General features: G+C 70.8%; 20 protein-coding genes and 1 pseudogene. 16 read left to right on the top strand and 5 right to left on the bottom strand.

What is annotated here, in order from left to right:
- From ACWDSL_RS08255 to ACWDSL_RS08240, 4 genes and pseudogenes are all read left to right on the top strand, one after another.
- A pseudogene (locus ACWDSL_RS08255) lies at positions 1–1,140 on the top strand (ArnT family glycosyltransferase); the annotation flags it as partial.
- Positions 1,141–1,182: 42 nt separating this feature from the next.
- Positions 1,183–1,932, top strand: a complete 750-nt coding sequence (locus ACWDSL_RS08250; protein ID WP_450482938.1) for a response regulator transcription factor — start codon at positions 1,183–1,185, stop codon at positions 1,930–1,932.
- Complete coding sequence (locus ACWDSL_RS08245; protein ID WP_450482936.1) at positions 1,929–3,470, top strand: sensor histidine kinase; 1,542 nt, start codon at positions 1,929–1,931, stop codon at positions 3,468–3,470. Before ACWDSL_RS08250 ends, ACWDSL_RS08245 begins: the two co-directional genes overlap by 4 nt.
- 118 nt (positions 3,471–3,588) lie before the next feature.
- The gene (locus ACWDSL_RS08240) at positions 3,589–4,584 is read left to right on the top strand and encodes an MsnO8 family LLM class oxidoreductase (protein WP_450482934.1); all 996 of its coding nucleotides are present in this window, start codon (positions 3,589–3,591) and stop codon (positions 4,582–4,584) included.
- Between the two features lie 37 nt (positions 4,585–4,621).
- Here ACWDSL_RS08240 and ACWDSL_RS08235 read toward each other — a convergent pair whose 3' ends face one another.
- Complete coding sequence (locus tag ACWDSL_RS08235) at positions 4,622–4,918, bottom strand: antibiotic biosynthesis monooxygenase family protein (protein ID WP_014173446.1); 297 nt, start codon at positions 4,916–4,918, stop codon at positions 4,622–4,624.
- Positions 4,919–4,995: 77 nt separating this feature from the next.
- A complete protein-coding gene (gene rraA / locus ACWDSL_RS08230; RefSeq protein ID WP_450482931.1) occupies positions 4,996–5,490 on the bottom strand; it encodes a ribonuclease E activity regulator RraA in 495 nt (164 codons plus the stop codon).
- 109 nt (positions 5,491–5,599) lie between these two features.
- On the opposite strand from rraA, the gene ACWDSL_RS08225 reads away from it, so the two are divergent.
- A complete protein-coding gene (locus ACWDSL_RS08225) occupies positions 5,600–6,721 on the top strand; it encodes a lactonase family protein (protein ID WP_450482929.1) in 1,122 nt (373 codons plus the stop codon).
- Between the two features lie 42 nt (positions 6,722–6,763).
- Positions 6,764–7,666: a GntR family transcriptional regulator gene (locus tag ACWDSL_RS08220; protein WP_450482927.1), complete on the top strand. Its 903-nt coding sequence runs from the start codon at positions 6,764–6,766 to the stop codon at positions 7,664–7,666.
- Here ACWDSL_RS08220 and ACWDSL_RS08215 read toward each other — a convergent pair.
- Positions 7,663–9,015, bottom strand: a complete 1,353-nt coding sequence (locus tag ACWDSL_RS08215) for an MFS transporter (protein WP_450482926.1) — start codon at positions 9,013–9,015, stop codon at positions 7,663–7,665. The genes ACWDSL_RS08220 and ACWDSL_RS08215 overlap by 4 nt on opposite strands.
- Before the next feature lie 223 nt (positions 9,016–9,238).
- Here ACWDSL_RS08215 and acnA point away from each other — a divergent pair, with 223 nt between their 5' ends.
- The gene (gene acnA / locus ACWDSL_RS08210) at positions 9,239–11,893 is read left to right on the top strand and encodes an aconitate hydratase AcnA (RefSeq protein WP_450482925.1); all 2,655 of its coding nucleotides are present in this window, start codon (positions 9,239–9,241) and stop codon (positions 11,891–11,893) included.
- Positions 11,894–12,037: 144 nt separating this feature from the next.
- Here the strand turns inward: acnA and ACWDSL_RS08205 are convergent, their stop codons facing one another.
- Positions 12,038–12,751 carry a FadR/GntR family transcriptional regulator gene (locus ACWDSL_RS08205; protein WP_450482923.1) on the bottom strand — a complete coding sequence of 238 codons (714 nt, stop codon included), beginning with the start codon at positions 12,749–12,751 and terminating at the stop codon, positions 12,038–12,040.
- A 355-nt stretch (positions 12,752–13,106) separates the two neighbouring features.
- Between ACWDSL_RS08205 and ACWDSL_RS08200 the strand changes: the two genes are divergently transcribed.
- The 9 genes from ACWDSL_RS08200 to otnC all read left to right on the top strand — a co-directional run bounded on the left by ACWDSL_RS08200 (position 13,107) and on the right by otnC (position 22,991).
- Entirely contained in the window at positions 13,107–14,279 is a 1,173-nt protein-coding gene (locus tag ACWDSL_RS08200; protein ID WP_450482921.1) for an extracellular solute-binding protein, read from the top strand.
- Positions 14,280–14,410: 131 nt separating this feature from the next.
- Complete coding sequence (locus ACWDSL_RS08195) at positions 14,411–16,186, top strand: ABC transporter permease (protein ID WP_450482919.1); 1,776 nt, start codon at positions 14,411–14,413, stop codon at positions 16,184–16,186.
- Complete coding sequence (locus ACWDSL_RS08190; protein ID WP_450482917.1) at positions 16,179–17,273, top strand: ABC transporter ATP-binding protein; 1,095 nt, start codon at positions 16,179–16,181, stop codon at positions 17,271–17,273. Before ACWDSL_RS08195 ends, ACWDSL_RS08190 begins: the two co-directional genes overlap by 8 nt.
- 114 nt (positions 17,274–17,387) lie before the next feature.
- A complete protein-coding gene (locus tag ACWDSL_RS08185) occupies positions 17,388–18,113 on the top strand; it encodes a FadR/GntR family transcriptional regulator (RefSeq protein WP_450482946.1) in 726 nt (241 codons plus the stop codon).
- 170 nt (positions 18,114–18,283) lie between these two features.
- A complete protein-coding gene (locus ACWDSL_RS08180; protein ID WP_450482915.1) occupies positions 18,284–18,967 on the top strand; it encodes an aspartate/glutamate racemase family protein in 684 nt (227 codons plus the stop codon).
- Entirely contained in the window at positions 18,964–19,839 is an 876-nt protein-coding gene (locus ACWDSL_RS08175) for a sugar phosphate isomerase/epimerase family protein (RefSeq protein WP_450482913.1), read from the top strand. Before ACWDSL_RS08180 ends, ACWDSL_RS08175 begins: the two co-directional genes overlap by 4 nt.
- Positions 19,836–20,921, top strand: coding sequence for an isocitrate/isopropylmalate dehydrogenase family protein (locus ACWDSL_RS08170; RefSeq protein ID WP_450482911.1), 1,086 nt, complete (start codon positions 19,836–19,838; stop codon positions 20,919–20,921). The genes ACWDSL_RS08175 and ACWDSL_RS08170 overlap by 4 nt, the downstream gene beginning before the upstream one ends.
- A 91-nt stretch (positions 20,922–21,012) precedes the next feature.
- Positions 21,013–22,287 carry a 3-oxo-tetronate kinase gene (otnK, locus tag ACWDSL_RS08165; RefSeq protein ID WP_450482909.1) on the top strand — a complete coding sequence of 425 codons (1,275 nt, stop codon included), beginning with the start codon at positions 21,013–21,015 and terminating at the stop codon, positions 22,285–22,287.
- Positions 22,284–22,991, top strand: a complete 708-nt coding sequence (otnC, locus tag ACWDSL_RS08160) for a 3-oxo-tetronate 4-phosphate decarboxylase (protein ID WP_450482907.1) — start codon at positions 22,284–22,286, stop codon at positions 22,989–22,991. The genes otnK and otnC overlap by 4 nt, the downstream gene beginning before the upstream one ends.
- Here otnC and ACWDSL_RS08155 read toward each other — a convergent pair.
- Entirely contained in the window at positions 22,983–23,576 is a 594-nt protein-coding gene (locus ACWDSL_RS08155) for a TetR/AcrR family transcriptional regulator (protein ID WP_450482944.1), read from the bottom strand. The genes otnC and ACWDSL_RS08155 overlap by 9 nt on opposite strands.
- Positions 23,577–23,581 lie beyond the last annotated feature (5 nt).

Below are 23,581 nucleotides of genomic sequence, written 5' to 3'. Positions count from 1 at the left end.
GGCGGCACGGCCACGGGCGAGCCGCCGGCCGCCTCCGGGTGGGTCCTGTGGGGGACCTGGCTGGTGGTGTGCGGGCTCGTGTTCTCCACTCAAGAAGGCACCTTCCACCCGTACTACACGACGCAGCTGGCCCCCGCCGTCGCCGCGCTCACCGCGGGCTTGGTGACCACGCTGGTCCGCGCCCATCGGGCCGGTGCCCGCTGGGCCCTGCCGACGGGGACCGGGGCGGTCCTGGTCTCGATGGTCTGGGCGGTCGTCGTGATCGAGCGGCAGTCGTCGTGGCACGGCTGGCTGGCGTGGCTGGTGGTGGTCGTCGGCCTCGTCGCGATCGCGCTCCTGCTGCTCTCGGGGCTGCGGCGCCGGCTGCTGCCGGCCGCGCTGGGTGGCGCCGTCCTGGCGGTGCTGCTGGCGCCCGGTGCCTGGGCGGTCAGTGTTCCCGGGTCCACCTCCGCGATGGGCGGCACCAATCCCATGGCCGGACCGGCTGGGGGCATGCCGTTCGGCTCGGGCTCCTTCCCCGGTGGGGGCTCCGGGCCCGGGGGCTTCGAGCTTCCTGGGGGCTTCGGCGGCGGTACGGGCGAGATGCCCGGGGGTACGCCGTCCGGGATGCCCTCCGGATTTCCCGGCTTCGGCGGTGGCAGTGGCGGCAACGGCAGCCCGGGAGGCATGGGTGGCCTGGGCCGGCTCTTGGGAGGCACCGACCTCACCGCCGATCAGCGCAAGATCCTCGACTACGCGGTCGAGCGCTCCGGCTCCGCCCGGATCAGCCTCGCCGTCGAGGGAGGCGCCAACGGCGCGTCCACGTTCATCCTGAACAGCGACGCGACGGTCATCGGCATGGGCGGCTTCATCGGCACCGACAACGCGCCGTCCGTCCAGCAGCTGGAGACCTGGACCAGAAAGGGTGAGCTGCGCTACGTCCTGGGCTCCGGCTCACGCTCGGGCGGCACCCCCTTCGGCGCGATGGCGGGCGGCGACAGCGCTGCTTCCCAGCGCTCCGAGTGGATCAGCGACCACTGCGCCAAGGTCCCGGCCTCCGCCTACGGTGGCAGCACCAGCAGCTCTGGAAACAAGGCTTCCGGACCGACCGGCATGATGGGAATGGCCACCACGTTGTACGACTGCGCCGCCAAGAAGTAACCGTCACGATATGACCGACGGCAGAACGGACCGCCACACGCCATGGCCGAGCAGCCCGCCACCCAGCTCACCCACCGCATCCTCGTCGTCGAGGACGACCCCGGCATCCGCCTGCTGCTGGAGTCGGCCCTGGGCCTGTCCGGATACCAGGTGAGCAGCGCCGCCACGGGGCGTGACGCCCTGCTGGGGGTCGAGCGTTTCCGCCCCGACCTCCTGTTGCTCGATGTGATGCTGCCCGACCTCGACGGCTTCGAGGTCACCCGAAGCCTGCGCGCGGTCGGCGTGCGCACACCGGTCCTGTTCCTGACGGCCCGCACCGAGGTCGGCGACCGCATCGCCGGCCTCGGTGCGGGTGGCGACGACTACGTCGGCAAGCCGTTCAGCATCGAGGAAGTGTTGCTTCGCATCCGCGCCATCCTGCGCCGTACGGGGCACGATGTCCCGTACGAGGTGGGCGAGGACGAGGCCGAGGTGCTGCGCTACGCGGACCTCGAACTGGACGAGCGGGCGCATGAGGTCCATCGGGCGGGGCAGTACATCCCGCTGTCCCCGACCGAGTTCAAGCTGCTCGCCTTCCTGATGGAGAACCCCAACCGGGTGTTGAGCAAGACCCAGATCCTGGACCGGGTCTGGGGCTACGACTTCTCCGGCGACGGCCGCATCGTCGAAACGTATGTGAGATACCTGCGGCGCAAGATCGACCACCTCGATCCGCCACTGATCCACACTCAGCGGGGCGTGGGGTACTGCCTGCGCCTGCCGCGCGACCACACCCCGTGGACCGAGGGATGATCCGCCGGATCCGGCTGGGCGCCGCCAAACGGCCCGGGTCGTTGCGCAGCCGCCTGGTGTGGGGCGCGGCGCTGCTGGCCGCCGTGGCGGTGCTCGCCGCTCAGACCATCGGATTCCTGGTGCTGCGCACATGGTTGCTCAACCGCGTCGATCAGCAGCTCGACGACTTCGTCCTGCCGCAGCAGGCCTTCGCCCGTGACGTCGATCCCGAGCGGGTGCCCCGGCCGCCGAACCCCGGCTCCGTGACCCTGCCCTCCGACTTCCGCCTCACCTTCTTCGACGCGACGGGCCACAAGCGGGGCATTCTCGGCGGCGGCAAGGCTCCGGGTCCGGATCTGCCGGGTTCCGTCAGCCGGTTGCACCTTGCCGACGGCCGCCCGGCCACCGTTGCCGCCGTCTCCGGTGACGGCCACTGGCGGATCCAGAAGAAGGCCGCACCCGATCACACCTCGTATGTCGTCGCGCTGCCCCTGGACACATTCGACGGTGCGACCTCCAAGTTGCTGTGGCTCAACGCCATCGTGCTGGCCGCCACCCTCACCGGTCTGATCGCGCTCAGCCGGTGGGTGGTCCGGATCGGGCTGCTGCCGCTGACCCGTATGGAGCGCTCGGCACAGGACATCACGGCCAGCGATCTGAGCCTGCGGCTGCCGGACACCGACCCCCGTACCGAGACGGGCCGCCTCGGCACCGTGCTGAACACGATGCTGGAGAGGCTGGAACAAGCCCTCCGTGAACGCGAGTCCTCCGAGGCCCGGCTGCGCCGGTTCGTCGCCGACGCCGGACACGAACTGCGCACTCCGCTGACGTCCATCCAGGGCTTCGCCGAACTGGCCCTGCGCCATGAGGGACGGCCGAGCGCCGAACGGCGCGAGGCCGACCGGCTGATCGTCCAGAACGCCGAGCGGATCAGCCTGCTGGTCGACGATCTGCTGCTGCTGGCCAAGCTGGACAAGGAACCCGACTACCGCAGCGAGCGGGTCGACATGCTGTCGGTCGCCGCCGACTCCGTGAGCGCGGCCGCACACCAGAGCCATGGACACCCGATCAGACTGGGCGCCCTCGGCACCGGGGCAGCCTCCGAGGAGGAGGAGTTGGAGCTGGCCGAGACGACCGGCGATCCGCATCGGCTGCGGCAGGTCGTGGGCAATCTGCTGTCCAACGCGCTGACCCACACTCCGCCCGGTACGCGGGTGGACGTGCGAGTGGGCACTGGCCGGGCCGGCCCCGCCACCGGCGGCACGGACCGCCCCGGCCGCACGAGCCCGTCGCCACCGCTGCGGGAAGGGGCGCGGATCTGCGTGCTGGAGGTGGCGGACCATGGCCCCGGGCTGTCCCCGGAAGCCGCCGAGCGGGTCTTCGAACGCTTCTACCGGGTCGACCCGTCCCGCTCCCACGACCACGGCGGCTCCGGCCTCGGCCTGGCCATCGCGAGCGCGATCGCCCAGGGCCACGGCGGCCGGCTGGAACTCGAGACGGATACGGGCCGCGGCAGCGTCTTCCGGCTCGTGCTGCCCGCGGATTCCGGTACGCCCTGAGACACGTGCCAACCGCCTTGCCTCAGGCCCGTTTTCGGGACCGCCCTCGGGACCGCCCTCGGGACCGTCCTGGGGCGAACAGCCGACCGAGGCGGCCGGTAGTCCCTATGCTCGCTGCATGATCGACCTGCCGCTCTCCGCGCTGGAAGTCGCCATGGTCCAGGCCGGCACGCGGGCCGTGGACACGCTGCGCGACACCACGGCCTTCGCCCAGCGTCTCGACGCCCTCGGCTACCGCCGGCTCTGGTACGCCGAGCACCACCACTCCCCCGCCATCGGCGCGTTCCCGCCCGTCGTGCTCACCGCCCATGCGGCCGCGTCGACTTCGGCCATCCGCCTGGGCTCGGGAGGTGTCCTCGCGCCCAACCACGCCCCCATCATGCTGGCGGAACAGTTCGGCACACTCGCCGCGCTGCACCCCGACCGGATCGATCTGGGCATCGGCCGCGGTCCGGGCACCTTCGACGAGTCCACCGCCCGGGCGCTGCGGCGCGGCGCCGGGCCGACGACGGACGGCGAGTACCGGGACGATGTGGCCTCCACGCTGCGGTTCCTGGTCGACGAGGTAGCGCTCGGCCCTCTTCCGGAGCCGTGGCTGCTGTCCTCCAGTCCCGCCGGTGCCGCGCTCGCCGCGGAACTCGGCCTGCCCATCGCCTTCGCCCATCACATCCGTCCCGACAACACCCTGGCCGCGCTCGACCATTACCGCGCACACTTCTCCCCCTCCCCGTGGTGTGACCGCCCCCGCGTGCTGGTGTGCGTGGAGACGGTGTGCGCCGAGACCCAGGAGGAGGCGATACGGCTGGCCAGCCCGATGAACGTCGTCAAGGCCGGGCTCCTCAAGGGACACAGCGAGAGCCCGTTCCCCACGCCCGCCGAGGCGTCCGCGCACCCGTTCACCGCGGAGGAGCGGCAGGCGCTGGCGGCCTTCGGGGCCCAGCAGGCTTACGGCGCACCCGAGACCGTCGTGCGGCGCCTGGCGGAACTGGCGGAGGCGACCGGCGCGGACGAACTGATGCTGGTGACACCGGTCCATGCGCTGGCGGCCCGGCTGCGGTCGTACGAACTCGTCAAGCAGCATGCGCAGGGGCCACATCCGTCCGCTCCCCGCTGACGGTGATGGCCGGGACCGGTTCGGTCCCGGCCGCCGGTCATGGGGCAAGGACGGAGCGTACGTGCTCGACCTGCGGCGCAGCGGCGAAGTACGGGCCGGCGAGGGCCCGCCACCGGGTGAAGGCGTCGGACTGGCGGAAGGTCACGGTGTGGTGTTCGACGGTTTCCCACCGCACCATGAGCCGGTAGCGGGACGGCTCCTCGACGCTGCGGGTGAGGTCGATTCCCTCGCAGCCGTCCGCGGCGAGGAAGAGCGGGACGGCCTCGGCCACGGCCTTCTCGAACTCCTCCTCGCTGCCGGGGCGGACCTCGATCTGGGCGATCTCCGTGATCATGCTCTTCTCCGTCTTCAGTCGGTGATCCCGGTCGCCACGAGGGTACGGGGTGCGTCCGCGCAGGCGTAGCTCCACCGCTACCCGATCGATGTGGTTGCCGGAAGCAGCACCACTCCGTCCTCGTCGGCGTGCAGGATGTCGCCGGTGGTGAAGGTGACACCGCCGAAGGACACCGGAACGTCGACCTCGCCCTGCCCGGCCTTCCCGCTCTTGCGCGGATTGGTGCCGAGGGCCTGCACACCGACGGACACGCGGGCCAGGGCGGCGACGTCCCGGACCGCGCCGAGGATCACGACGCCTGCCCAGCCGTTGTCCCGGGCGCGTTCGGCCATGAGGTCGCCGAGCAGGGCGGTGTGCAGGGAGGCGCGGCCGTCGACGACCACGACGTGTCCGTCGCCGGGCTCGCTGAGCAGGGTGTGCAGCAGGGCGTTGTCGTTGTGGCAGGAGACGGTCCGGATCGGCCCCGAGAAGGAGCGGACGGCCCCGTACGAGGTGAACTGGACGTCGCAGACACGCAGTTGGCCGCCGTACTGATCGGCGAGGTCGGCGGTGGGGATCGCGGTGGCGGGCATCGGGTCCTCCTGGGGTGGGAGCGGAGACAGAACCAACAGCCATTGTTGTATCAAACCTCGCACAGATACAATTCTCCCACCGGATCAGCCACCAGGAACGGGAGCCGATGTGACCCTCACCGCCAGCAGTTCCACCCTCGCCTACGTGGGCTCCCGGACCACGGCCGCACGCGAAGGCCGGGGCAGAGGCATCGAGGTGTACGACGTGGGACCCGACGGCGAGGGCTGGACACTGCTCCAGACCGTCGAACTGGACAATCCGACGTTCCTGGCCACCGACCGCACCCGGCGCTTCCTGTACGCGGTGCACGGCGACCTCAGCTACGTCAGCGCCTACCGCATCGATCCGGCGTCCGGACTGCTCACCGCGCTCGGGCAGCAGGAGACCGGTGGCCGCAATCCGGCGCATCTCGCGGTGGATCCGTCCAACCGTTTCCTGGTGGTGGCCAATCACTCCTCCGGGACGGTGGCGACCCTGCCCCTGCTGGACGACGGCCGGCTCGGCCCGCTCGCCGATCTGCTCTCCCTGCCGGGCGAGCCGGGCCCGCACCGCACCGAACAGACCGGCGCCAAGCCGCACCACGTACCCTTCTCGCCCGACGGCCGCTTCGTCGTCGTACCGGACAAGGGACTGGACCGGATCTTCACGCTCGCGCTGGACAAGGGATCCGGGAAGCTGTCGTACGGCCCCGTCCCGTCCGTCGCGACCCGCGAGTTCGCCGGCCCCCGGCACCTCGCCTTCCACCCCCATCTGCCGTACGCGTACACCATCGACGAGTTGCGCTCGACGGTGACCTGCCACCACTGGGACGCCGGGCGCGGTGCTCTCCGAGCGCTCCAGATCCTCGCCGGCACCGAGCCGACGACGACCGGTGACAGCCGGGGCGCGGAGATCGCGGTCAGCCCGGACGGGCGGTTCGTGTACGCCTCCAACCGCGGTGGCGCGGGGGACACCAGCCCGGGCGGGCCCGAGCCCGACACCATCGGGGTGTTCAAGGTGTCCGCGAAGACGGGGCTGCTGCGGCCCGCGGGCTGGACCTCCACCGGGGGCATCCGGCCGCGGTTCTTCTGTCTGAGCCCGGACGGCCGGAAGCTGTACGCCGCCAATGAGCGCAGCCACACCATCGTCACCTACGACGTCGACGCCGTGAGCGGCGGGCTCCGGCCCACCGGCCATGTGGTGCACACCGGCTCGCCGGTGTGTGTCCTCTTCCTCCGCCGGGATTCGTAGGATGAGGCTTTGCCGACCCACCACATGAAGAGCGCAGGAGCGATGTCGCGGCCCAATTTGACCACCTCGATGGCCACCCGACTGGTGGACCTGATGCGCCGCAGCGGCCTCGAAGAGGGCGCCCATGTCACCGAGCAGTGGGCGGCGGACGAGCTGGAGGTCTCCCGTACGCCGGTGCGCAAGGCGATGGTCTTCCTGGCCGAGGTCGGCATCCTCGACCGGATCCAAAACCGCGGCTTCTTCCTCGCGCGTGACGCGGGCGCCCTCGCCCGGCCGGATCCGAGCGAGGGCGAGGACGTGGAGCAGTCCGCGTACTTCGAGATCGCGGACGACTACGTCGGCGGCCGGTTCACCGGCTCCTTCACCGCGGCCGACATCGGCCGCCGCTACCGGCTCACCCCCCGCCAGGCCGACCGGGTGCTGTCCCGGATGGAGGGCGAGGACCTGGTGCGGCGCAAGGCGGGCGGCCGGGGCTGGGAGTTCCAGCACGTCATGGCCACCGTCGACGCACATGACCAGAGCTACCGGTTCCGGATGATCATCGAGCCGGCCGCGCTGCTGGAGCCGGGCTTCACCGTGGACACCGACGCCTTCGCACGCCATCGGCAGCAGCAGGAAGCCCTGCTGCACGGGGACATCCTGCTGCTGCCACGCGCCGAACTGTTCCAGGTCAACGCCTCGTTCCACGAGATGCTGGTGGGCTGCTCCGGCAACCAGTTCCTGCTCGATGCCGTACGGCGCCAGAACCGGCTGCGCCGGCTGATCGAGTACCGCCACCAGATCGACCGCTCCCGCCTCGCCAACCAGGCCCGGGAGCATCTGAGGCTCCTGGACCTGGTGGAGAGCGGGGACCTGAGGGAGGCGTCCGCCTTCCTCGGCGCGCATCTGGACAAGGTGCGGTCGATCAAGACCGGGATCGGCGAGGAGGGCCGGCCGGAGAGCTAGGACGTGACCGGCGAGGTGCGCCGACCCTGATCCGAGGTCGCGCTGGAGTCGGCCGGGGGTGTCCCGCCTCCGCCCACCCTGATGGCCAGGGTGAGGACGAAGGCCACGGCGGTCAGCGTGCCCAGGAACAACAGGCCACCGGTGGCGCTCCCCGTCGAGCCTTTGGCCCAGCCGATCGCGTACGGGCCGAAGAACCCGCCGAGGTTGCCGATGGAGTTGACCACCGCGACCGCGACCGCGGCCGTGGAGCGGGTCAGAAACAGCGTCGGCAGCGCCCAGAACGGCGATTTGAAGCTGTACATGCCGGTCAGCGAGATGGCGATCAGGGACATGCCCAGCACCGGCGAGTGGGCGAAGCCCGCCGCACACAGCGCGACGGCCGCCAGCGCCAGCGGGATCGCCGAATGCAGCTTGCGCTCGGCCAGCCGGTCGGAACGGCGCGACCACCACACCATGCCCACCGCGGCGACGACATACGGAATCGCGCTGATGAAACCGATCGCGGTGTTGCCGAGCCCGGCGGAGAACTCCTTCACGATCTGCGGCAGCCAGTAGCCGACGCCGAGGCTGCCGGCCTGGTAGACGAAGTAGATGACGGCCAGCAACAGCACTTTGGGGTCGGCCATCACCTTCAGCGTGTTCAGCTTCTTCGCCTGCGGGTTGGCCTGCTGTTCCTTGTCCAGCTCCGCCGTCAGCCACTGGCGCTGGCGCTCGGTCAGCCACTTCGCGTCGGTCGGCTTCTCGGTGAGCACGAAGTAGCAGGCGATGCCGAGCAGCACGGCCGGGGCGCCTTCCAGGATGAACATCCAGCGCCAGCCGCTGAGCCCGAACCAGTCGACATGGTCCATGATCAGCGCGCTGAGCGGGGCGGCGAGGACGTACGAGGCGGGGATCGCGGTGAGGAACAGCGCGGTGGCGGTGGCGACCTCCTTCTTGCGGAACCAGTACGTGAGGTAGATGACCATGCCGGGGAAGAACCCGGCCTCGGCCACGCCCAGTAGAAAACGCAGGACGTAGAGCTGGGTGGCGGAGTGGGTGAAGGCCATGACGGTGGCGAGGATGCCCCAGCTGACCAGGATCCGGGCGATCCAGCGGCGGGCGCCGAACCGGGCGAGCGCCAGGTTGCTGGGCACCTCGAAGAGGAAGTAGCCCCAGAAGAACAGGCCGGCGGCCAGGCCGAACGCCTGACTGCTCAGGCGCAGTTCCTTGTTCATCTCCAGGGCGGCGAACCCGATGTTCGCGCGGTCGATGTAGTTCACGACGTAGAGCAGGAAGAGGAACGGGAGGATGCGCCGGGAGACGGTGCGCATCGTCGCGGTGGCCTCGCTCTGATCGACGTTGATCGCCATGAGGGGCTCCAGACGGCTCAAACGGCTGAGCGGGTTGAGCGGGTTGTATCAATGAGCGGCGTGAGACAATATGAGTGCGATACACCGCGAGGTCAAGGCACCAGCAGGCATGTTTGTACTTCCTTGAATCGCCGATGCAATCTCACCGATGGCTGAGGCAATCCGCTGATGTGCTCTCGCCGATCTCGCCGACACACCACCATGCCGACGACAGCAGGGGATCATGAACGCCGACCACACCGCTGTGCTCACCGTCGAGGGCCGCTCCTACCGCTATCAGCCCCTGGACCGGATCCTGCCCTCCGTGGAGCTGGACGCGCTGCCTTACGCGGTGCGGGTGCTGCTGGAGAACGTGGCACGACGCTCACCCCAGGCGCTGCCGGACATGGTGGCGCGGGCCCGTGCCGGAAGCGGAGTCGGTGAGGTGCCGGTGCATCCGAACCGGATCATGCTGCACGACACCACGTGCCTCCCGGCCCTGGCCGATTTCGCGGCCATGCGCGACAGCGTCGCCGAACTCGGCGGGGATCCCGAACGGCTCCAGCCGTCGATCCCCGTGGACCTGACCGTGGACCATTCCGTGATCGTCGAGGAGTACGGCCGCGCCGACGCCGTCGAGCGCAACCTCCTGATCGACTTCCGCCGCAACGGCGAGCGGTACGAGATGGTGAAGTGGGCCGAGCGCAGCGTGCGCAACTTCCGCGTGGTCCCGCCCGGCACCGGGATCATCCACCAGGTCAACATGGAGGCGCTGGCCCGGGTGGTGTGGATGTCGGACCCGGAGGACGGCGGCCTGCCCTGGCTGCATCCGGACGTGCTCGTCGCCACCGACAGCCACACCCCGATGATCAACGCCCTGGGCGTCGTCGGCTGGGGAGTCGGCGGCCTCGAAGGACAGGCCGCCATGCTCGGCGAACCGGTCACCATCCCCCACCCGGATGTGGTCGGCGTCCGGCTGACCGGCCGGTTGCGCCCCGGTGTCGGCGCCACCGATCTCGCGCTGACCCTGACCGAGCTGCTGCGCGCCACGGGCGTGGTGAACAAGTTCGTCGAGTTCTGCGGTGACGGCGTCACCACGCTGGGCTGGGCCGAACGCGCCGCGGTGTCCAACATGGCGCCCGAGTACGGCGCGACCTGCGTCTACTTCCCGTACGACGACGAAACCGCCGCATATCTGCGGCTGAGCGGACGGGACGACGAACACGTGCGTCTCGTCGACGCCTATCTCACCGCCCAGGGCCTCAAGCGCACCGACGACCGTCCCGTCCCCCGCTACGACCAGCTGCTCGACCTCGATCTGGGCACCGTCGAGCCCAGCGTGGCCGGCCCGAACCTGCCGCACCAGCGGCTGCCGCTGTCCCAGGTCCCGGCCTCGTTCCGGCAGGCGGCGGGCCGTACAACCACCGCGGCGGACACCTTCGGCGAACCGCTGCCCGGCGGCCCGGTCGCCATCGCCGCCATCACCAGCTGCACCAACACCGCCAACCCGGCCCTGATCGTGCAGGCGGGCCTGCTCGCCGAGCGGGCGGTCCAGGCGGGGCTGACCGCCAAGCCCTGGGTCAAGACATCGCTCTCCCCCGGCTCACGGGTCGTCGAGGAGTATCTGCGCGAGGCCGGGCTGCTGCCCGCCCTGGAGCAGACCGGTTTCCACATCGTCGGCTTCGGCTGTATGACCTGCATCGGCAACTCGGGCCCGCTGCACCCGGCGATGGAACACCTCGCGGAGGAGGGAGCGGCCGAGCCGGTGGCCGTCCTGTCCGGCAACCGCAACTTCGCGGGCCGGGTCAACCCGCGGATCTCCCTCTCGTATCTCGCCTCCCCGCCGCTGGTCGTCGCCTACGCCCTGGCCGGCTCGGTCCTGCACGACTTCGACCATGAGCCTTTGGGGACCGACCGCGAAGGCCGCCCCATCTATCTCAAGGATCTGTGGCCCTCCGACGAGGACGTCGCCGCGTGTGTCGCGCGGTTCGTACGGCCGGAGATGTTCCGCGCCAACGCCGCGCGCATCCGGCAGGGCACCCCGGCCTGGCAGGAGATCGACGCGCCCGGCGGCACCCGCTTCCCCTGGGCCCCGGAGTCGACGTATATCCGCCGCCCTCCGCATCTCACCGGGCTGTCCGCCCACCCGCCGGCCCATCTCAGGATCGACCGGGCCAGGGTCCTGCTGCTGCTCGGCGACAACGTCACGACCGACCACATCTCCCCCGCGGGCGCCATCCCCGCCCGCAGCGCGGCCGGACAGTGGCTCATCGAGCGCGGGGTCGCCCGCCGCGATCTCAACCAGTACTCCACGCGCCGCAGCAACCACGAGGTCATGCTGCGCGGCGCCTTCACCAACGCCGCCGTCACCAATCTGCTGCTCGACGCCCCCGACGCGCAGCCGGGACCCGGCGGCCATGCGTACACGGCCGACGGCGCCCGCGTCCTGCCCGTCCACCAGGCCGCGCCGACCTACCGGGAGGCGGGCTGCGACCTGGTCGTCGTCGCCGGCCGCAACTACGGGGCCGGCTCCAGCCGGGACTGGGCGGCCAAGGCCCAGGCCCTGCTGGGGGTGCGGGCGGTGATCGCCGAGTCGTACGAACGCATTCACCGCTCCAATCTGATCGGCATGGGCGTCCTGCCGTTCGAGTTCGCCGAGGGCGACGAAGCGTCGCCCCATCCCTTCACCGGCGAACAGGAGCTGTCCTTCGAAGGGCTCGACACCCTGACCGTCGGCACCAACCGTGTCACCCTCCATCTGCGCGGCCCGGAAGGCCCGGAAGCCGACCATGCCACCGTGGAGCTACGGCTGCGGATCTTCTCCGGCCAGGAGCTGGACTACCTCCGGCACGGCGGCATCCTGCCGTACGTGGTCCGCCGCGCCCTCTCCACGTCGTGAACGTCATGAGCGGTACGAGCGGTACGAGCGACACGAACAGTACGAGCCTCATCCGCGGGGAGAGAATGCCGTCACCCTCACCCATACATCAACCGGTTAACCGGTTTCAGAGCCCACTGGGAGGACCCGCTGCTCCCTACACCTTCATCGCCGCCCGCCGAGCCGAGCGCGCAGCCGACGGGTCGCCGAGTCCATATGGGCGTGCATGGCCGCCCGCGCCGCACGCGGGTTCTTGGCCCGTACGGCCTCCAGTACGGCGTCGTGCTCGCCGAGCCGCCCCTCCCCCGGCTTACGGATGTTCTGCCGGATCCACACCGCCACCAGCGCCTCCAGCCGGGCCTGGAGGCCGGCCAGGGCGCTGTTGTGCGAGGCCTGGGCCAGCGCCCGGTGGAAGGCGAGATCGGCCTCCAGATAGCGCTCGGGGTCGTCGTGTTCCGCCGCCATCTTGGCCAGATGGGCCTCCAGGGCGGTGACGTCGTTGTCCGTCCTGCGCAGGGCGGCCAGTTCCGCGAGGTCGACCTCCACGCACGCACGCGCCTCCAGGAGCTCGTCCATGGTGTGGTCGCCCAGCATCAGCCCCCACTCCAGGACCTGCGGCAACAGGTCCGAGGTGGCGCCGCGCAGATAGGTGCCGTCGCCCTGCCGGATCTCCAGGAGCCCGAGCAGCGACAGGGACTTGAGTGCTTCGCGCACGGCCGAGCGGCCCACGCCGAAGGTCTCCGCGAGCTCCCGCTCGGGCGGCAGCCGGTCACCGGCCCTGAGCTGGCCCGACACCAGCAGATGATCCAGCAGGCGGCGCGCCACCTCCACCGCGGGAGCCTGCGGCTCCTCCCGTTCGATCCGTGCCAGCCCGGCCATGCCCGCAGCCTCCCCAATCCGGTGGTCCCCCGGCGCGGCAGGACTGTCGCGCACGATCGACACCGTAACCCTCCGCGACACCGAAACCGACACCGATGCCGTACGCCCGGGGTCGCACGTCCGCCGCCCGGAAATCTCGGCACGACCTCCGGTCGATCCCCCGTCGAGCTCCGTCGAGCTCCGTCGACAGGAACCAACCTAGCGCAAATGGTTGACAGGTAGACCGGTTGCGGTCATCGTCTTCGAAAACCAACGGGAGCAGCGCCGACACCCTCACACCGGCGGATTCAGCCGCCGGGTTCGGTGCTCTCGACGCAGCTGACAGCGCCGTCGCGCCCATACGAGAAGAGCCCCCATGTTTTCCACCCGTTTCGGCCGCGTAGCCGCAGCGGAACCCGATCGCAGGCCGTCGCGCCGCGGCGTTCTGCGCGGCACCGCCGCCGCCTGCGCCCTCGCCGTCACCGGCAGCGCGCTCAGCGGCTGTACCACCACGGACGCGAACGCCGCCGCGCAGCCGAACCCCGGCTACTACCCCGCCTCGTACAAGAAGATCGTCGACGCCTCGCGCCGCGAGAAGAAGCTCCTGATCTACTCGAACACCTCGCAGACCGCCTGGCAGCCGATCTTCGACGCCTTTACGGACCACTACCCGTGGCTGGCGGACATCCGGGCCACCAACCTCGGCAGCTCCGCCGTCTACGAGCGGTACTACAGCGAGGCCGCCACCGGTGGCTCCCCCGCCGACCTGCTGGTCTCCAACGGCGGCCCCCTCTGGGGGGACTACGCCAAGCGCGAACTGGCCGCCGACTACACCTCGCCGGAGAAGGGCCACCTGCCGGACTGCGCCGAGATGATGTCCGGCGTCTGGGTGTTCTCCACCGACCCCGTGGTCGTCCTGTACAACCGCAAGACCCTCGACGCGTCCCAGTACCCCAAGGGCCTCGTCTCCCTGGCGGACATCGCCGAGGCCAAGCCGTCCCGCTTCCGCGGCAAATTCGGCGTGTACGACCCCAGTAACGCCTACGGCTACTCCACCAACCAGGGCTACACCAGCACGGTCGCGGGCGGCTGGGAGACCTTCGCGCGCATCCTGCCCTTCGCCCGGGCGGACCACTCGTCGGGCACGCTCGTGGAGAAGGTCGTCTCGGGCGAGTACGACGCCTCGTTCAACCTCAGCGGCGGTGTGGCCGTACCGGCCGCCGAGGGCAGCGGCGGCCTGCTCGGCTGGTCGTACTGCGCCGAGGGGACCGTCGTCGTCCCCCGTGCGGCGTCGATCGTCAAAACGGCGCCGCACGCAGGCGCCGCGCGCCTCTTCGTCGACTTCCTGCTCTCCGCCGAGGGCCAGGCCGCGGTCGCCAAGGGCGGTCTGACGCCGTACCGGGAGGGCGTGGCGCAGGACGACACCGACAGCCTCCAGGACATCCGGCGCAAGCTCGGCTCCGACCGCGTGCACCTCTACCGCTACACCGAGGTGCCGGAGGAGACACAGGACAAGTACCTCGCGCGCTGGGAGAAGGCCATGGGCTGACCTGCCCGCCCGTCACCGCCCCCCTTCGCCGCCGTCATCGCCCGCACTGCCGCCGTCATCGCCCGCACTGCCGCCGTCATCGCCGGCACTGCAGGGCAGCACCGGCATCGTCATCCTCGTACGGAGTCGCCATGGCCACTCAGACACCCCCGGCGCCCACCCCGCCACGCACCCTGCGGGCGGGCGAGCTGGGCACACCGCACTACCGGCGCCTGTTCGGCGCCGGCCGTGAAGTCACCATCCACTGGCTGACGTTCCTCGTCACCGCCGCGCTCGTGCTCGCCCCGGTCCTCCCGATCCTCTACCAGTCGGTCCGCAACCAGCCGCTGTACGCCGCGGGCGGGGCCTTCACCCTGTCGAACTACGTCCACCTCTTCACCGAGGCGGAGTTCGGCACGATCATCCTCAACACCCTGCTCTTCGCCGTGCTGACCACCGTGTTCGCCCTCGCGATAGCCATCCCGATGGCGATCCTGCTGGAGCGGACGAAGTTCCCCGCGGCCCGGCTGATCGGTCAGGTGCTGCGCTGGCCGATCTACATCTCCCCGCTCGTCCTGGCCTTCGGCTGGATCGTGGTCTACGGCCCGGCCGGGTTTCTGACGACCGCGCTGCGCCAGGGCGTGGGCTGGGTGCCGTGGAACCTCTACTCGCTGCCCGGTATGGCCTTCGTCGAGGCCGTCGCCCAGGTCCCCGTCGCGTATCTCTTCTGCGCCAACGCCCTCGCGGCGTCGGACACCTCGCTGGAGAACGCGGCCCGCACCGTGGGCGCGGGGCCGATGCGCATCCTGCGGTCCATCGTCGTCCCCATGCTGCGGCCGCCGGTGCTCTACGCCGGACTGCTCATCTTCGGCACGGCGGTCGAGACCCTTTCCATCCCGCTGATCCTCGGCCAACCGTCGGAGATCACCCTCTTCTCCAGCTTCCTCTACGAGCAGGGCATCGACGCCGTCAGTCCGGACTACGGGCTCCTCGGCGCGGCCTCCACCTTCATGCTGGTGACCACCGTGGGCCTGGTCGTGGTGCAGGCGCGGCTGCTCAAGCACGCCCAGCGGTTCGTATCGGTGCGCGGCAAGGCGACCCGTTCGAACGTTCTGGACATCGGCGGCTGGAAGTGGGCGGGCTTCGCCTTCGTGGGGGTGTACATCGTCTTCGGCGCCCTGCTGCCGATGATCGCGCTGGTCATGCGCGCGTTCACCTCACTGCTCACCCCGCTGGTGAACCCGCTGAACCTGCTGACCCTCGACAACTTCCGGCTGATCTTCTCCTACGCGCCCTACACCGAGTCGATCACCAACAGCATCACCGTGGCCTTCATCGGCGCGGTCGCCGTGACGGTGTTCGGCACCATCGTGGTCCTGGTGTCCCGCCGCTCCGACTTCCGGCTGGCCCGGCTGCTGGAGACCACCGCGCAGTCCCCGCACGCGGTGCCGGGGCTCATCATCGGCATCGGCTTCTTCTGGGCCTTCGCCTGGATGCCCGGCGGGGACGCGATCCGCGGCACGCTGCTCGCGCTGGTCATCGCCTTCGGGGTACGGGCCCTGCCGTCGGCGTACGGGGCCATCTCACCGGCGACCATGCAGTTGGGCAGCGAGCTCGACAACGCCGCCCGGGTCGCCGGAGCCGACTGGTGGCGCACCGTCTCCCGGATCCTGCTGCGCCTGCTGGTGCCCGCGATGCTCGCCTCCTTCCTGCTCATCTGGACCCAGATGATCCGCGAGTACGCGCCCGCCATGTTCCTCGCGGGGGCCGAGTCCCAGGTCATCGGCACCACCGCCATCGATCTGTGGACCCAGGGCGAGACCGGCTCCGTCGCCGCGCTCGCCACCCTGCAGATCGCCGTCACCGCCGTCGTCGCCGGCCTGGCCGGACTCCTGCTGAAGGGCAAGAAGGAGAAGAGCAATGCCTGAGCTGGTCGTCGAGAATCTCAAGAAGTCCTTCGCCGGCAACTCCGTGCTGGAGGACATCAACTTCACCGTCGCCGACGGCGAGTTCTTCACCCTGCTGGGCCCGTCGGGCTGCGGCAAGTCCACCACCCTCGCCTGTGTGGCGGGCCTGGAACACCCCGACTCCGGCACCATACGCGTCGGTGACCGCGTGTTCTTCGACGGCGATCCGCGCTCCGCGGTGCCGCCGGAGGGCCGCAACCTGGGGCTGGTTTTCCAGTCGTACGCACTGTGGCCGCATATGACCATCGCCGACAACCTCGCCCTGCCGCTGAAGCTGCGCAAGGTCTCCAAGGCCGAACAGAAGCGCCTGATCAACGATGCGCTCGACAAGGTCGACATGCTGCATCTGCGCGACCGCTATCCGCATCAGCTCTCCGGCGGCCAGCAGCAGCGCGTCGCCCTCGCCCGCGGCATCGTCTACGCCCCGGGGGTGCTGCTGCTGGATGAGCCGCTGTCCAACCTGGACGCCAAGATGCGTGACCAGGCCCGTGTCTGGCTCAAGTCCCTGCAGCGCGAGGTCGGCATCACCACGGTGTATGTCACCCACGACCAGATCGAGGCCATGTCCCTGTCCGACCGAATCGCCGTGTTCATGCACGGCCGGCTCCAGCAGGTGGGCACCCCGACCGAGATCTACGAGACCCCGGCCACCCCGGAGGTCGCGGGCTTCATCGGCCGGTGCAATCTGCTGGAGGGCCGGATCGACGGGGCTCCGGCTGAGGGGAAGACGGTCCGGGTCGAACTCGGCACGACCGGCCGCCACTTGGAGGTCGTGCGGACGCAGGGCGTCAAGGAGGGCCAGAGCGCGACGGTGGGCCTGCGCTCCGAACGCATCACGCTCGCCGAGCGGGCGGATGTGGCCGGGGACGGCGTCAACGTGCTCCGGGCGGAGATCAGGCAGTGTTCCTACACGGGCGCCCGCTTCGAGTACCAACTCGCCGTCGGCGACCTCGACATCCACGCCGAGAGCTCCATCCGCCACGAGGGACACGAGATCAATCTGCTCATCCGGCCCGAGGACTGCCTCCTCTATCCGGTGGCGGGCTGATCCGCGTCTGGTCGCCTGAATGGGGGCCGGATGCGGTGTCCGGCCCCCATTGACCAACCGGTTAACCGGATTGGCCCATAGGTCATAGAATTCAGCCATCACGTCATGACAGAAGTGAGGAATTCCATGGCCGAACTCGCCAGGATCACGGTCGAGCCGCGGGAGCCGCTGGCCGCCGAGGTGTCCCGCCGCCTGATCGAGTATCTGATGTCAGGCGAGGTGCAGCCCGGCGACCGCATCCCCTCCGAGCGGCAGCTCACCGAGATGCTGGGGGTGAACCGGCCCACCGTGCGCGAGGCGATCAAGTCGCTGGGCTTCCTCGGCCTGCTGGAGATCCGCCAGTCCAGCGGGACGTACTTCCGGGGCACCGACTCCGCCGTGCTCTACCGCCTGTTCGAACTGGGCCTGGTGCTCGGCGAGCGGGGCGCCCGGGACATGGTGCGGGCCCGCGCGGAGCTCGAGGTCGTCGTGGCGGGCCTGGCCGCACAGGCCCGCGACGAGGCGGGTGTCGAGCTGCTGCGCGCCCGGCTGGCCGCCATGCGGGAGTGTCCGGACGAGGCGTTCCCCGAGGCGGACACGGCCTTCCACGCGGCGCTGGCGGAGCTGGCCGGCAACACGGTGCTGCGGGACATGCTCAAGGGCATGCGGGCGATGATCCAGCGCGGCTGGGTGCAGCGTACCGGCGCCGTACGGTCCCGGGAGGTGGCCTACGCCGACCACGTGCCCATCTTCGAAGCGGTCGAGAAGGGCGACGCCGAGGCCGCCCGCGCGGCGATGGCCCGGCACATGGACGGGGCGTCCCAGCGGCTGATGGAAGCCCTCGAACAGCGCCAGGCATAGCGGGTTCAGGGGCCGCCGGACACGTTCCAGCGGCCCTCGGCATTCCCATAAGGACAACCGGTTGACCGGTTGACCAGATACTTCTAGAGTGGCGGCACGGGGCCCTTCCCGGTCCCCGTCTACCGGAAGAGGTAAGAACCCCGGTGATCGAATCCCATCCTCTGGTCGCCATGATCCATGCCGTACCGACCGGAGCCCGTATCGCCCAGCAGGCCTTCGCGCGAGAGTTCCCCCAGGCCACGGTGTGGAACGTGCTGGACGACCGGCTTCTCGACGACGCCCGCGACGCCGGCGGGCTCACCGAAGCGCTGCGCCGGCGCATGCTCCGGCTGATCGGGCACACCATGGACGGCGGCGCCCACGGCCTGCTGCTGACCTGCTCTTCCTACGGGGAAGTGGTGGACACCGCCCGCGCGCTGTGGGACGTGCCCGTCCTCAAGTCCGACGAGGCCCTGTTCAAGGCCGCCCTGGCCGGCCCGTTCAGGCGCATCGCCGTCGTCGCCTCCACCCCACCGGCCGTTCCGGCGGCCGTGGCCCAGCTCGAAGCGCTCATCCCGACGGTGCGGCGCGACCGGCCGGTCGACATCGTGACCGCGCTGAGCGAGGCCGCGGCCGACGCGGACACGCCGGAGGCGACCGCCCGCCATCTCGCCGATGCCCTGACGGCCGCCGGCGCCGCCGACGCCGACGCGGTGCTGCTGGCCCAGTACTCCCTGGCCCCGGCCCGGGACGCGCTGGCCGAGCTGCTGGAGGTCCCCGTACTCGACGGTGCCGGCGCCGCCGCCCGGGAACTGCGCGGACTGCTCATCCCCGATACGGGGCAGCCCGCCCCCGCCGCGGCGGGGGCGCCATGATCGCGCCCCTGCCCTGGCCGCTGGCCTACCCGGTCGCCGGCGACGACTGCCGTACGCCCGTGTCGCTCGGCTTCGACGCACCGTTCGCCGAAGCCGTCCGGCAGCTGGCCGAACTCGGTTACGACGGCGTCGAAGTCCAGGTCCGTGAGACCAGTGCGCACGACGCCGATGCCATGCGCCGAACCGCCGAGCGCAGCGGGCTGAGGATTCTCGGTGTCGCCACCGGTCCCATCGCCGCGCAGGACCTTCTGACGCTGACCGACCCCTCGCCGGACGTACGCCGCCACGCACTCGACCGGCTGCTGGGCGCGGCCCGCCTCGCCGGGGCCCTCGGTGTTCCGCTCACCCTCGGCCAGGCCCGGGGCACCTTTCTGCCGGGTCTTGAGGATGTGCAGCGGGCCTGGGCCGAACGCACCGTGCGGCAGCTGGCGTACGAAGCGGCCGCCCGCGGCAGCCGACTGCTGCTCGAACCGCAGTCACGTACCAACACCTCCCTGTGGCACGCCCCCGACCAGGCCCGCGCCGCCATTGCCACGTTCGGCGCACCGGCCGGTCTGGTGCTGGACACCCATCACCTCGAGGCCGAGGGCGTCGATGCCGTCCAGGCCGTCGCCGACCACGCCCCGCTGACCGGCTGTGTGCAGTTCGCGGCGCCGGGCAGCACACGGGGTCCGCTGACCGTCGGCGACCACCGGCTGCCCGCCCTGCTGCGCGCCCTGCGCGAGGGCGGCTTCGCCGGGTGGCTGACTCCGGAACACACCCAGGGCGGCGACAGCTTCAAGGCCGCCGCCCGGTCCCGGGCGGCCCTCGCCGAGGCCGCTGGCGCCCTGACCCCGCACCAACCATTTTCCAGAGAGGAACCCGCACCATGAGCAGCACCACCTACCGCCTCGGCGTCCTGGAGGGCGACGGTATCGGCCCCGAGATCGTCCCTTCCTCCGTCGAGATCGCCGCTGCCGCTGCCCAGGTCGCCGGCGTCTCCGTCGACTGGGTGCCCCTGCCGCTGGGCGCCACCGCGATCGAGTCGCACGGCACCCCCGTTCCCGATGAGACCAGGGAGGCCCTGGCCGGTCTGGACGGCTGGTACCTCGGCCCGCACGACTCCGTCAGCTACCCCGAGCCGCACAAGTCCGCTCTCAACCCCTCGGGCACCCTGCGCAAGCACTTCAAGCTGTTCGCCAATATCCGCCCCGCGAAGAGCTTCCCCGGCGCGAAGGCCGTCTGCGACAGCGCCGACCTGGTCATCGTCCGAGAGAACACCGAAGGCTTCTACGCCGACCGCAACACCTTCGCGGGCACGGGTGAGTTCATGCCCACCCCCGATACGGCGATCATGATGGGCATCGTCACCCGCGCGGCCACCGAGCGCGTGGCCCGCGTCGCCTTCGACCTGGCCCGTTCGCGCCGTCAGAAGCTCACCATCGTCCACAAGGCCAACGTCCTCAAGCTCACCACCGGCCTGTTCCGCACCGTGTGCCAGGAAGTCGCCCAGGACTACCCGGACGTCGCGGTGGACGACTTCCACATCGACGCCATGACCGTGCATCTGGTGCGCCGGGCCCAGGACTTCGATGTCATCGTCACCGAGAACATGTTCGGCGACATCCTCTCCGACCTGGCCGGCGAGATCTCCGGCTCGCTGGGCACCGCCCCGTCCATCAACGCCTCCGCCACCACCGCCATGGCCCAGGCGTCCCACGGCTCCGCCCCCGACATCGCCGGGCGGAACATCGCCAACCCGGTCGCCATGATCCTCTCCGGCGCGATGCTGTTCGAGTGGCTGGCCGCCAAGCACGGCGACGAGGCGCTGGCCACGACAGCGAAGCTGATCGAGGCGGGTGTGGCCGACGCCATCGCCGCCGGTATCTCCACCCGTGACCTCGGGGGCACCGCCTCCACCACCGAGTTCACCGCCGCCGTCATCAAGGCCGTCACCGCCGCCGGCCGGCACTGACCCACCCGCTCCGGGGCGGGCCCGCGCCGCCCGCCCCGGCCCCCATGCGCCACCAGCGCTCCATCAGCACGTCCGAGGAGAGACCACGACCATGACCCTGCGCATCGGCTGCGTAGCCGACGATTTCACCGGCGGCACCGACGTCGCCGCCGCCTTCCGGCGGGCCGGCCTGCGCACCGCTCTGGTCTTCGGCGTCCCGGGCGTCACCACCGCGCTGCCCGCCGACTGCGACGCCGCCGTCGTCGCGCTCAAGTCCCGCTCCGTCCCCGCCGACGAGGCTGTCGTCGGCTCCATCACCGCCCAGCGCTGGCTGTGGGCCATGGGCGCGGCACAGATCTACTTCAAGTACTGCTCCACCTTCGACTCCACCGCCCAGGGCAACATCGGCCCGGTCACCGACGCCCTCATGCACACCGGCCGAGCCGGTGCCACCCTGCACTGCCCGGCCTTCCCGCTGGGTGGCCGGACGGTCTACCAGGGGCACCTCTTCGTCCATGACCAACTGCTGTCCGACTCGCCGCTGCGCCACCACCCGCTCAACCCCATGACGGACTCCGCCCTGGTGCGCCTGCTGTCCGCGCAGACCCCGCACCCCGTCGCCCTGATCGACTGGCCGACCGTACGCCGCGGGGTCGACGCTGTCCGCGACGCGCTCACCGCGCATCAGCAGGCCGGTGCCCGGCACATCGTCGCCGACGCCCTCACCGACGACGACCTCGCCGTCCTCGGCGCCGCCGCCCTCGAACTCCCCGTCGTCGCGGGCGCCGCCGGGCTGGCCGAAGGACTCGGCCGCGCCTACCCGGCCACCGGCCCCGCCACCAGCGCCCCCGTGCCGTACCAGGGCCGCGCCGCGGTGCTGGCAGGCAGCTGCTCCGCCCGCACCCTGGAGCAGATCGCCCGGTTCCGCGCCGCCGGTCTGCCCTCCCGCCACCTGGACGTCCTGGCCGCTGCGGCGGGCCGCGACATCACGGGCGAAGCCCTCGACTGGTACGACGCCCAGGACCCCGAGCCGCCCGTTCTGATCCACGCCTCCGCCTCCCCCGAAGAACTCGCCGCCGTCCAGGCCGAGTTGGGCGTCGCCGAAGCCGCCGCCCAGGCCGAGGAACTGCTCGGCACGCTCGCCGCCCACCTCGTCGAACGCGGCGTACGACGCCTTCTGGTCGCGGGCGGGGAGACCTCCGGCGCCGTCACCACCGCCCTGGGCATCCGCGCGGTGCTGGTCGGCGAGGAAGCCGATCCCGGAGTGCCGTGGACGTACGCGGAGACCGAGGCCGGCGAGCTGGCCCTCATGCTCAAGTCCGGCAACTTCGGCGCCCCGGACCTGTTCACCCGCGCCCTCGGCGCCACTGGCAAGGAGCAGACATGACCGCCCACACCGCCCACACCGCCCACACCGCCTACACCGCCTACACCGCCTACACCGCCTACACCGCCTACACCGATGAGAAGGCCGCCCGCGCGCTGGTCGTACGCACCGCCCGGTCGCTGTTCACCCGCGGTCTGACCCACGGCTCGACCGGCAATCTGTCCGTCCGTCTCGCCGACGGCAGCCTTCTGCTCACCCCCACCGGGTCCAGCCTCGGCACCGTCGAAGCGGCCGAGCTGTCCCGCACCGACCTCACCGGCCGGCACCTCGACGGGCCCCGGCCGACCAAGGAGGCGTTTCTGCACGCCGCCTTCTACCGGGCCCGCCCCGCCGCCCACGCGGTGGTTCATCTGCACTCCACCCACGCCACCGCGGTCTCCTGCCTCGCCGACGTCGACCCCGCCGCCGCGCTGCCCCCGCTGACCGCGTACTACGCCATGCGCGTGGGCACCCTGCCGTTGCTCCCCTACCACGCCCCCGGCGACAGCAGCCTGGAACCGCTCGCCGAGCGGACGGCCCGCGGCCACCATGCTCTCCTCCTGGCCAACCACGGACCCGTCGTCGCCGAAGCCACCCTGGAGAAGGCCGCCGACGCGATCGAGGAGCTTGAGCAGACCGCCAAGCTCCACCTTCTCCTCCGGGGACACGCCACCCGCCCCCTCACCCCCGAGCAGGCCGCCGCGCTCGCGCCCGCCTCATCCTGACGTCGCGAGCAGCCCGTTGACCACCAAGCCGGCCAGCATGTCCGCCATGGCATCCATCTGGTGCGGCGAGGTGGCTTCGGGCCTGCCCAGGCGCCGCGCCAAAGGCACCTCCACCATTCCGGAGATCGGGCCGATGATGGCGAAGAACAGCACATGCATCGGGAGGGGCGCCATCCGCCCGGCGGCCACCAGCCGTTCGATGCTGGGCACCAGGGTCTGCAGCGTCGGCTCGATGAAATTCTCGTAGAGATAGTCCAACCGCTCCGAGTCCTGGGTGACTTCCTCGACGAAGAGCCGCGCCATCAGCGGTGTGTCCGCCGCCGTCCGGTAGAAGCCGCTGACGATGAGCCGCAACCGCTCGGCATCGTCGACCGAGGGGTCCACCTCCGGCAGCCGCGCCAGCTGCGCGCCCAGCGCCGAGTCCACCACCGCGCGCCAGAACGCCGCTTTGGATCCGTACCGGTCGTTGATGAAGTTATGGCTGACGCCCAGCCGGCGGGCCAGCTCACGCGCGGAAGCGCGGTCGTAACCCAGCTCCGCGAAGGCTTCAAGACCGCGGAGCAGAATGCTCTCCTCCTCCGGCACCGCGG

The sequence above is a fragment of the Streptomyces sp. NPDC000941 genome (assembly GCF_053599555.1).
Note: the sequence above shows the minus strand (reverse complement) of the source record. Positions and strands in the feature narration are given on the sequence as shown.

Excerpts from the sequence above, each read along its gene's own strand:
- ACWDSL_RS08220 (WP_450482927.1), top strand. The coding sequence starts at position 6,764 with ATGTCGCGGCCCAATTTGACCACCTCGATGGCCACCCGACTGGTGGAC.
- otnK (WP_450482909.1), top strand. The coding sequence starts at position 21,013 with ATGACCCTGCGCATCGGCTGCGTAGCCGACGATTTCACCGGCGGCACC.
- rraA (WP_450482931.1), bottom strand. The coding sequence starts at position 5,490 with ATGCCCGCCACCGCGATCCCCACCGCCGACCTCGCCGATCAGTACGGC.
- ACWDSL_RS08235 (WP_014173446.1), bottom strand. The coding sequence starts at position 4,918 with ATGATCACGGAGATCGCCCAGATCGAGGTCCGCCCCGGCAGCGAGGAG.
- ACWDSL_RS08240 (WP_450482934.1), top strand. The coding sequence starts at position 3,589 with ATGATCGACCTGCCGCTCTCCGCGCTGGAAGTCGCCATGGTCCAGGCC.
- ACWDSL_RS08175 (WP_450482913.1), top strand. The coding sequence starts at position 18,964 with ATGATCGCGCCCCTGCCCTGGCCGCTGGCCTACCCGGTCGCCGGCGAC.
- ACWDSL_RS08245 (WP_450482936.1), top strand. The coding sequence starts at position 1,929 with ATGATCCGCCGGATCCGGCTGGGCGCCGCCAAACGGCCCGGGTCGTTG.
- ACWDSL_RS08200 (WP_450482921.1), top strand. The coding sequence starts at position 13,107 with ATGTTTTCCACCCGTTTCGGCCGCGTAGCCGCAGCGGAACCCGATCGC.
- ACWDSL_RS08170 (WP_450482911.1), top strand. The coding sequence starts at position 19,836 with ATGAGCAGCACCACCTACCGCCTCGGCGTCCTGGAGGGCGACGGTATC.
- otnC (WP_450482907.1), top strand. The coding sequence starts at position 22,284 with ATGACCGCCCACACCGCCCACACCGCCCACACCGCCTACACCGCCTAC.
- ACWDSL_RS08205 (WP_450482923.1), bottom strand. The coding sequence starts at position 12,751 with ATGGCCGGGCTGGCACGGATCGAACGGGAGGAGCCGCAGGCTCCCGCG.
- acnA (WP_450482925.1), top strand. The coding sequence starts at position 9,239 with ATGAACGCCGACCACACCGCTGTGCTCACCGTCGAGGGCCGCTCCTAC.
- ACWDSL_RS08215 (WP_450482926.1), bottom strand. The coding sequence starts at position 9,015 with ATGGCGATCAACGTCGATCAGAGCGAGGCCACCGCGACGATGCGCACC.
- ACWDSL_RS08190 (WP_450482917.1), top strand. The coding sequence starts at position 16,179 with ATGCCTGAGCTGGTCGTCGAGAATCTCAAGAAGTCCTTCGCCGGCAAC.
- ACWDSL_RS08250 (WP_450482938.1), top strand. The coding sequence starts at position 1,183 with ATGGCCGAGCAGCCCGCCACCCAGCTCACCCACCGCATCCTCGTCGTC.
- ACWDSL_RS08195 (WP_450482919.1), top strand. The coding sequence starts at position 14,411 with ATGGCCACTCAGACACCCCCGGCGCCCACCCCGCCACGCACCCTGCGG.
- ACWDSL_RS08180 (WP_450482915.1), top strand. The coding sequence starts at position 18,284 with ATGATCCATGCCGTACCGACCGGAGCCCGTATCGCCCAGCAGGCCTTC.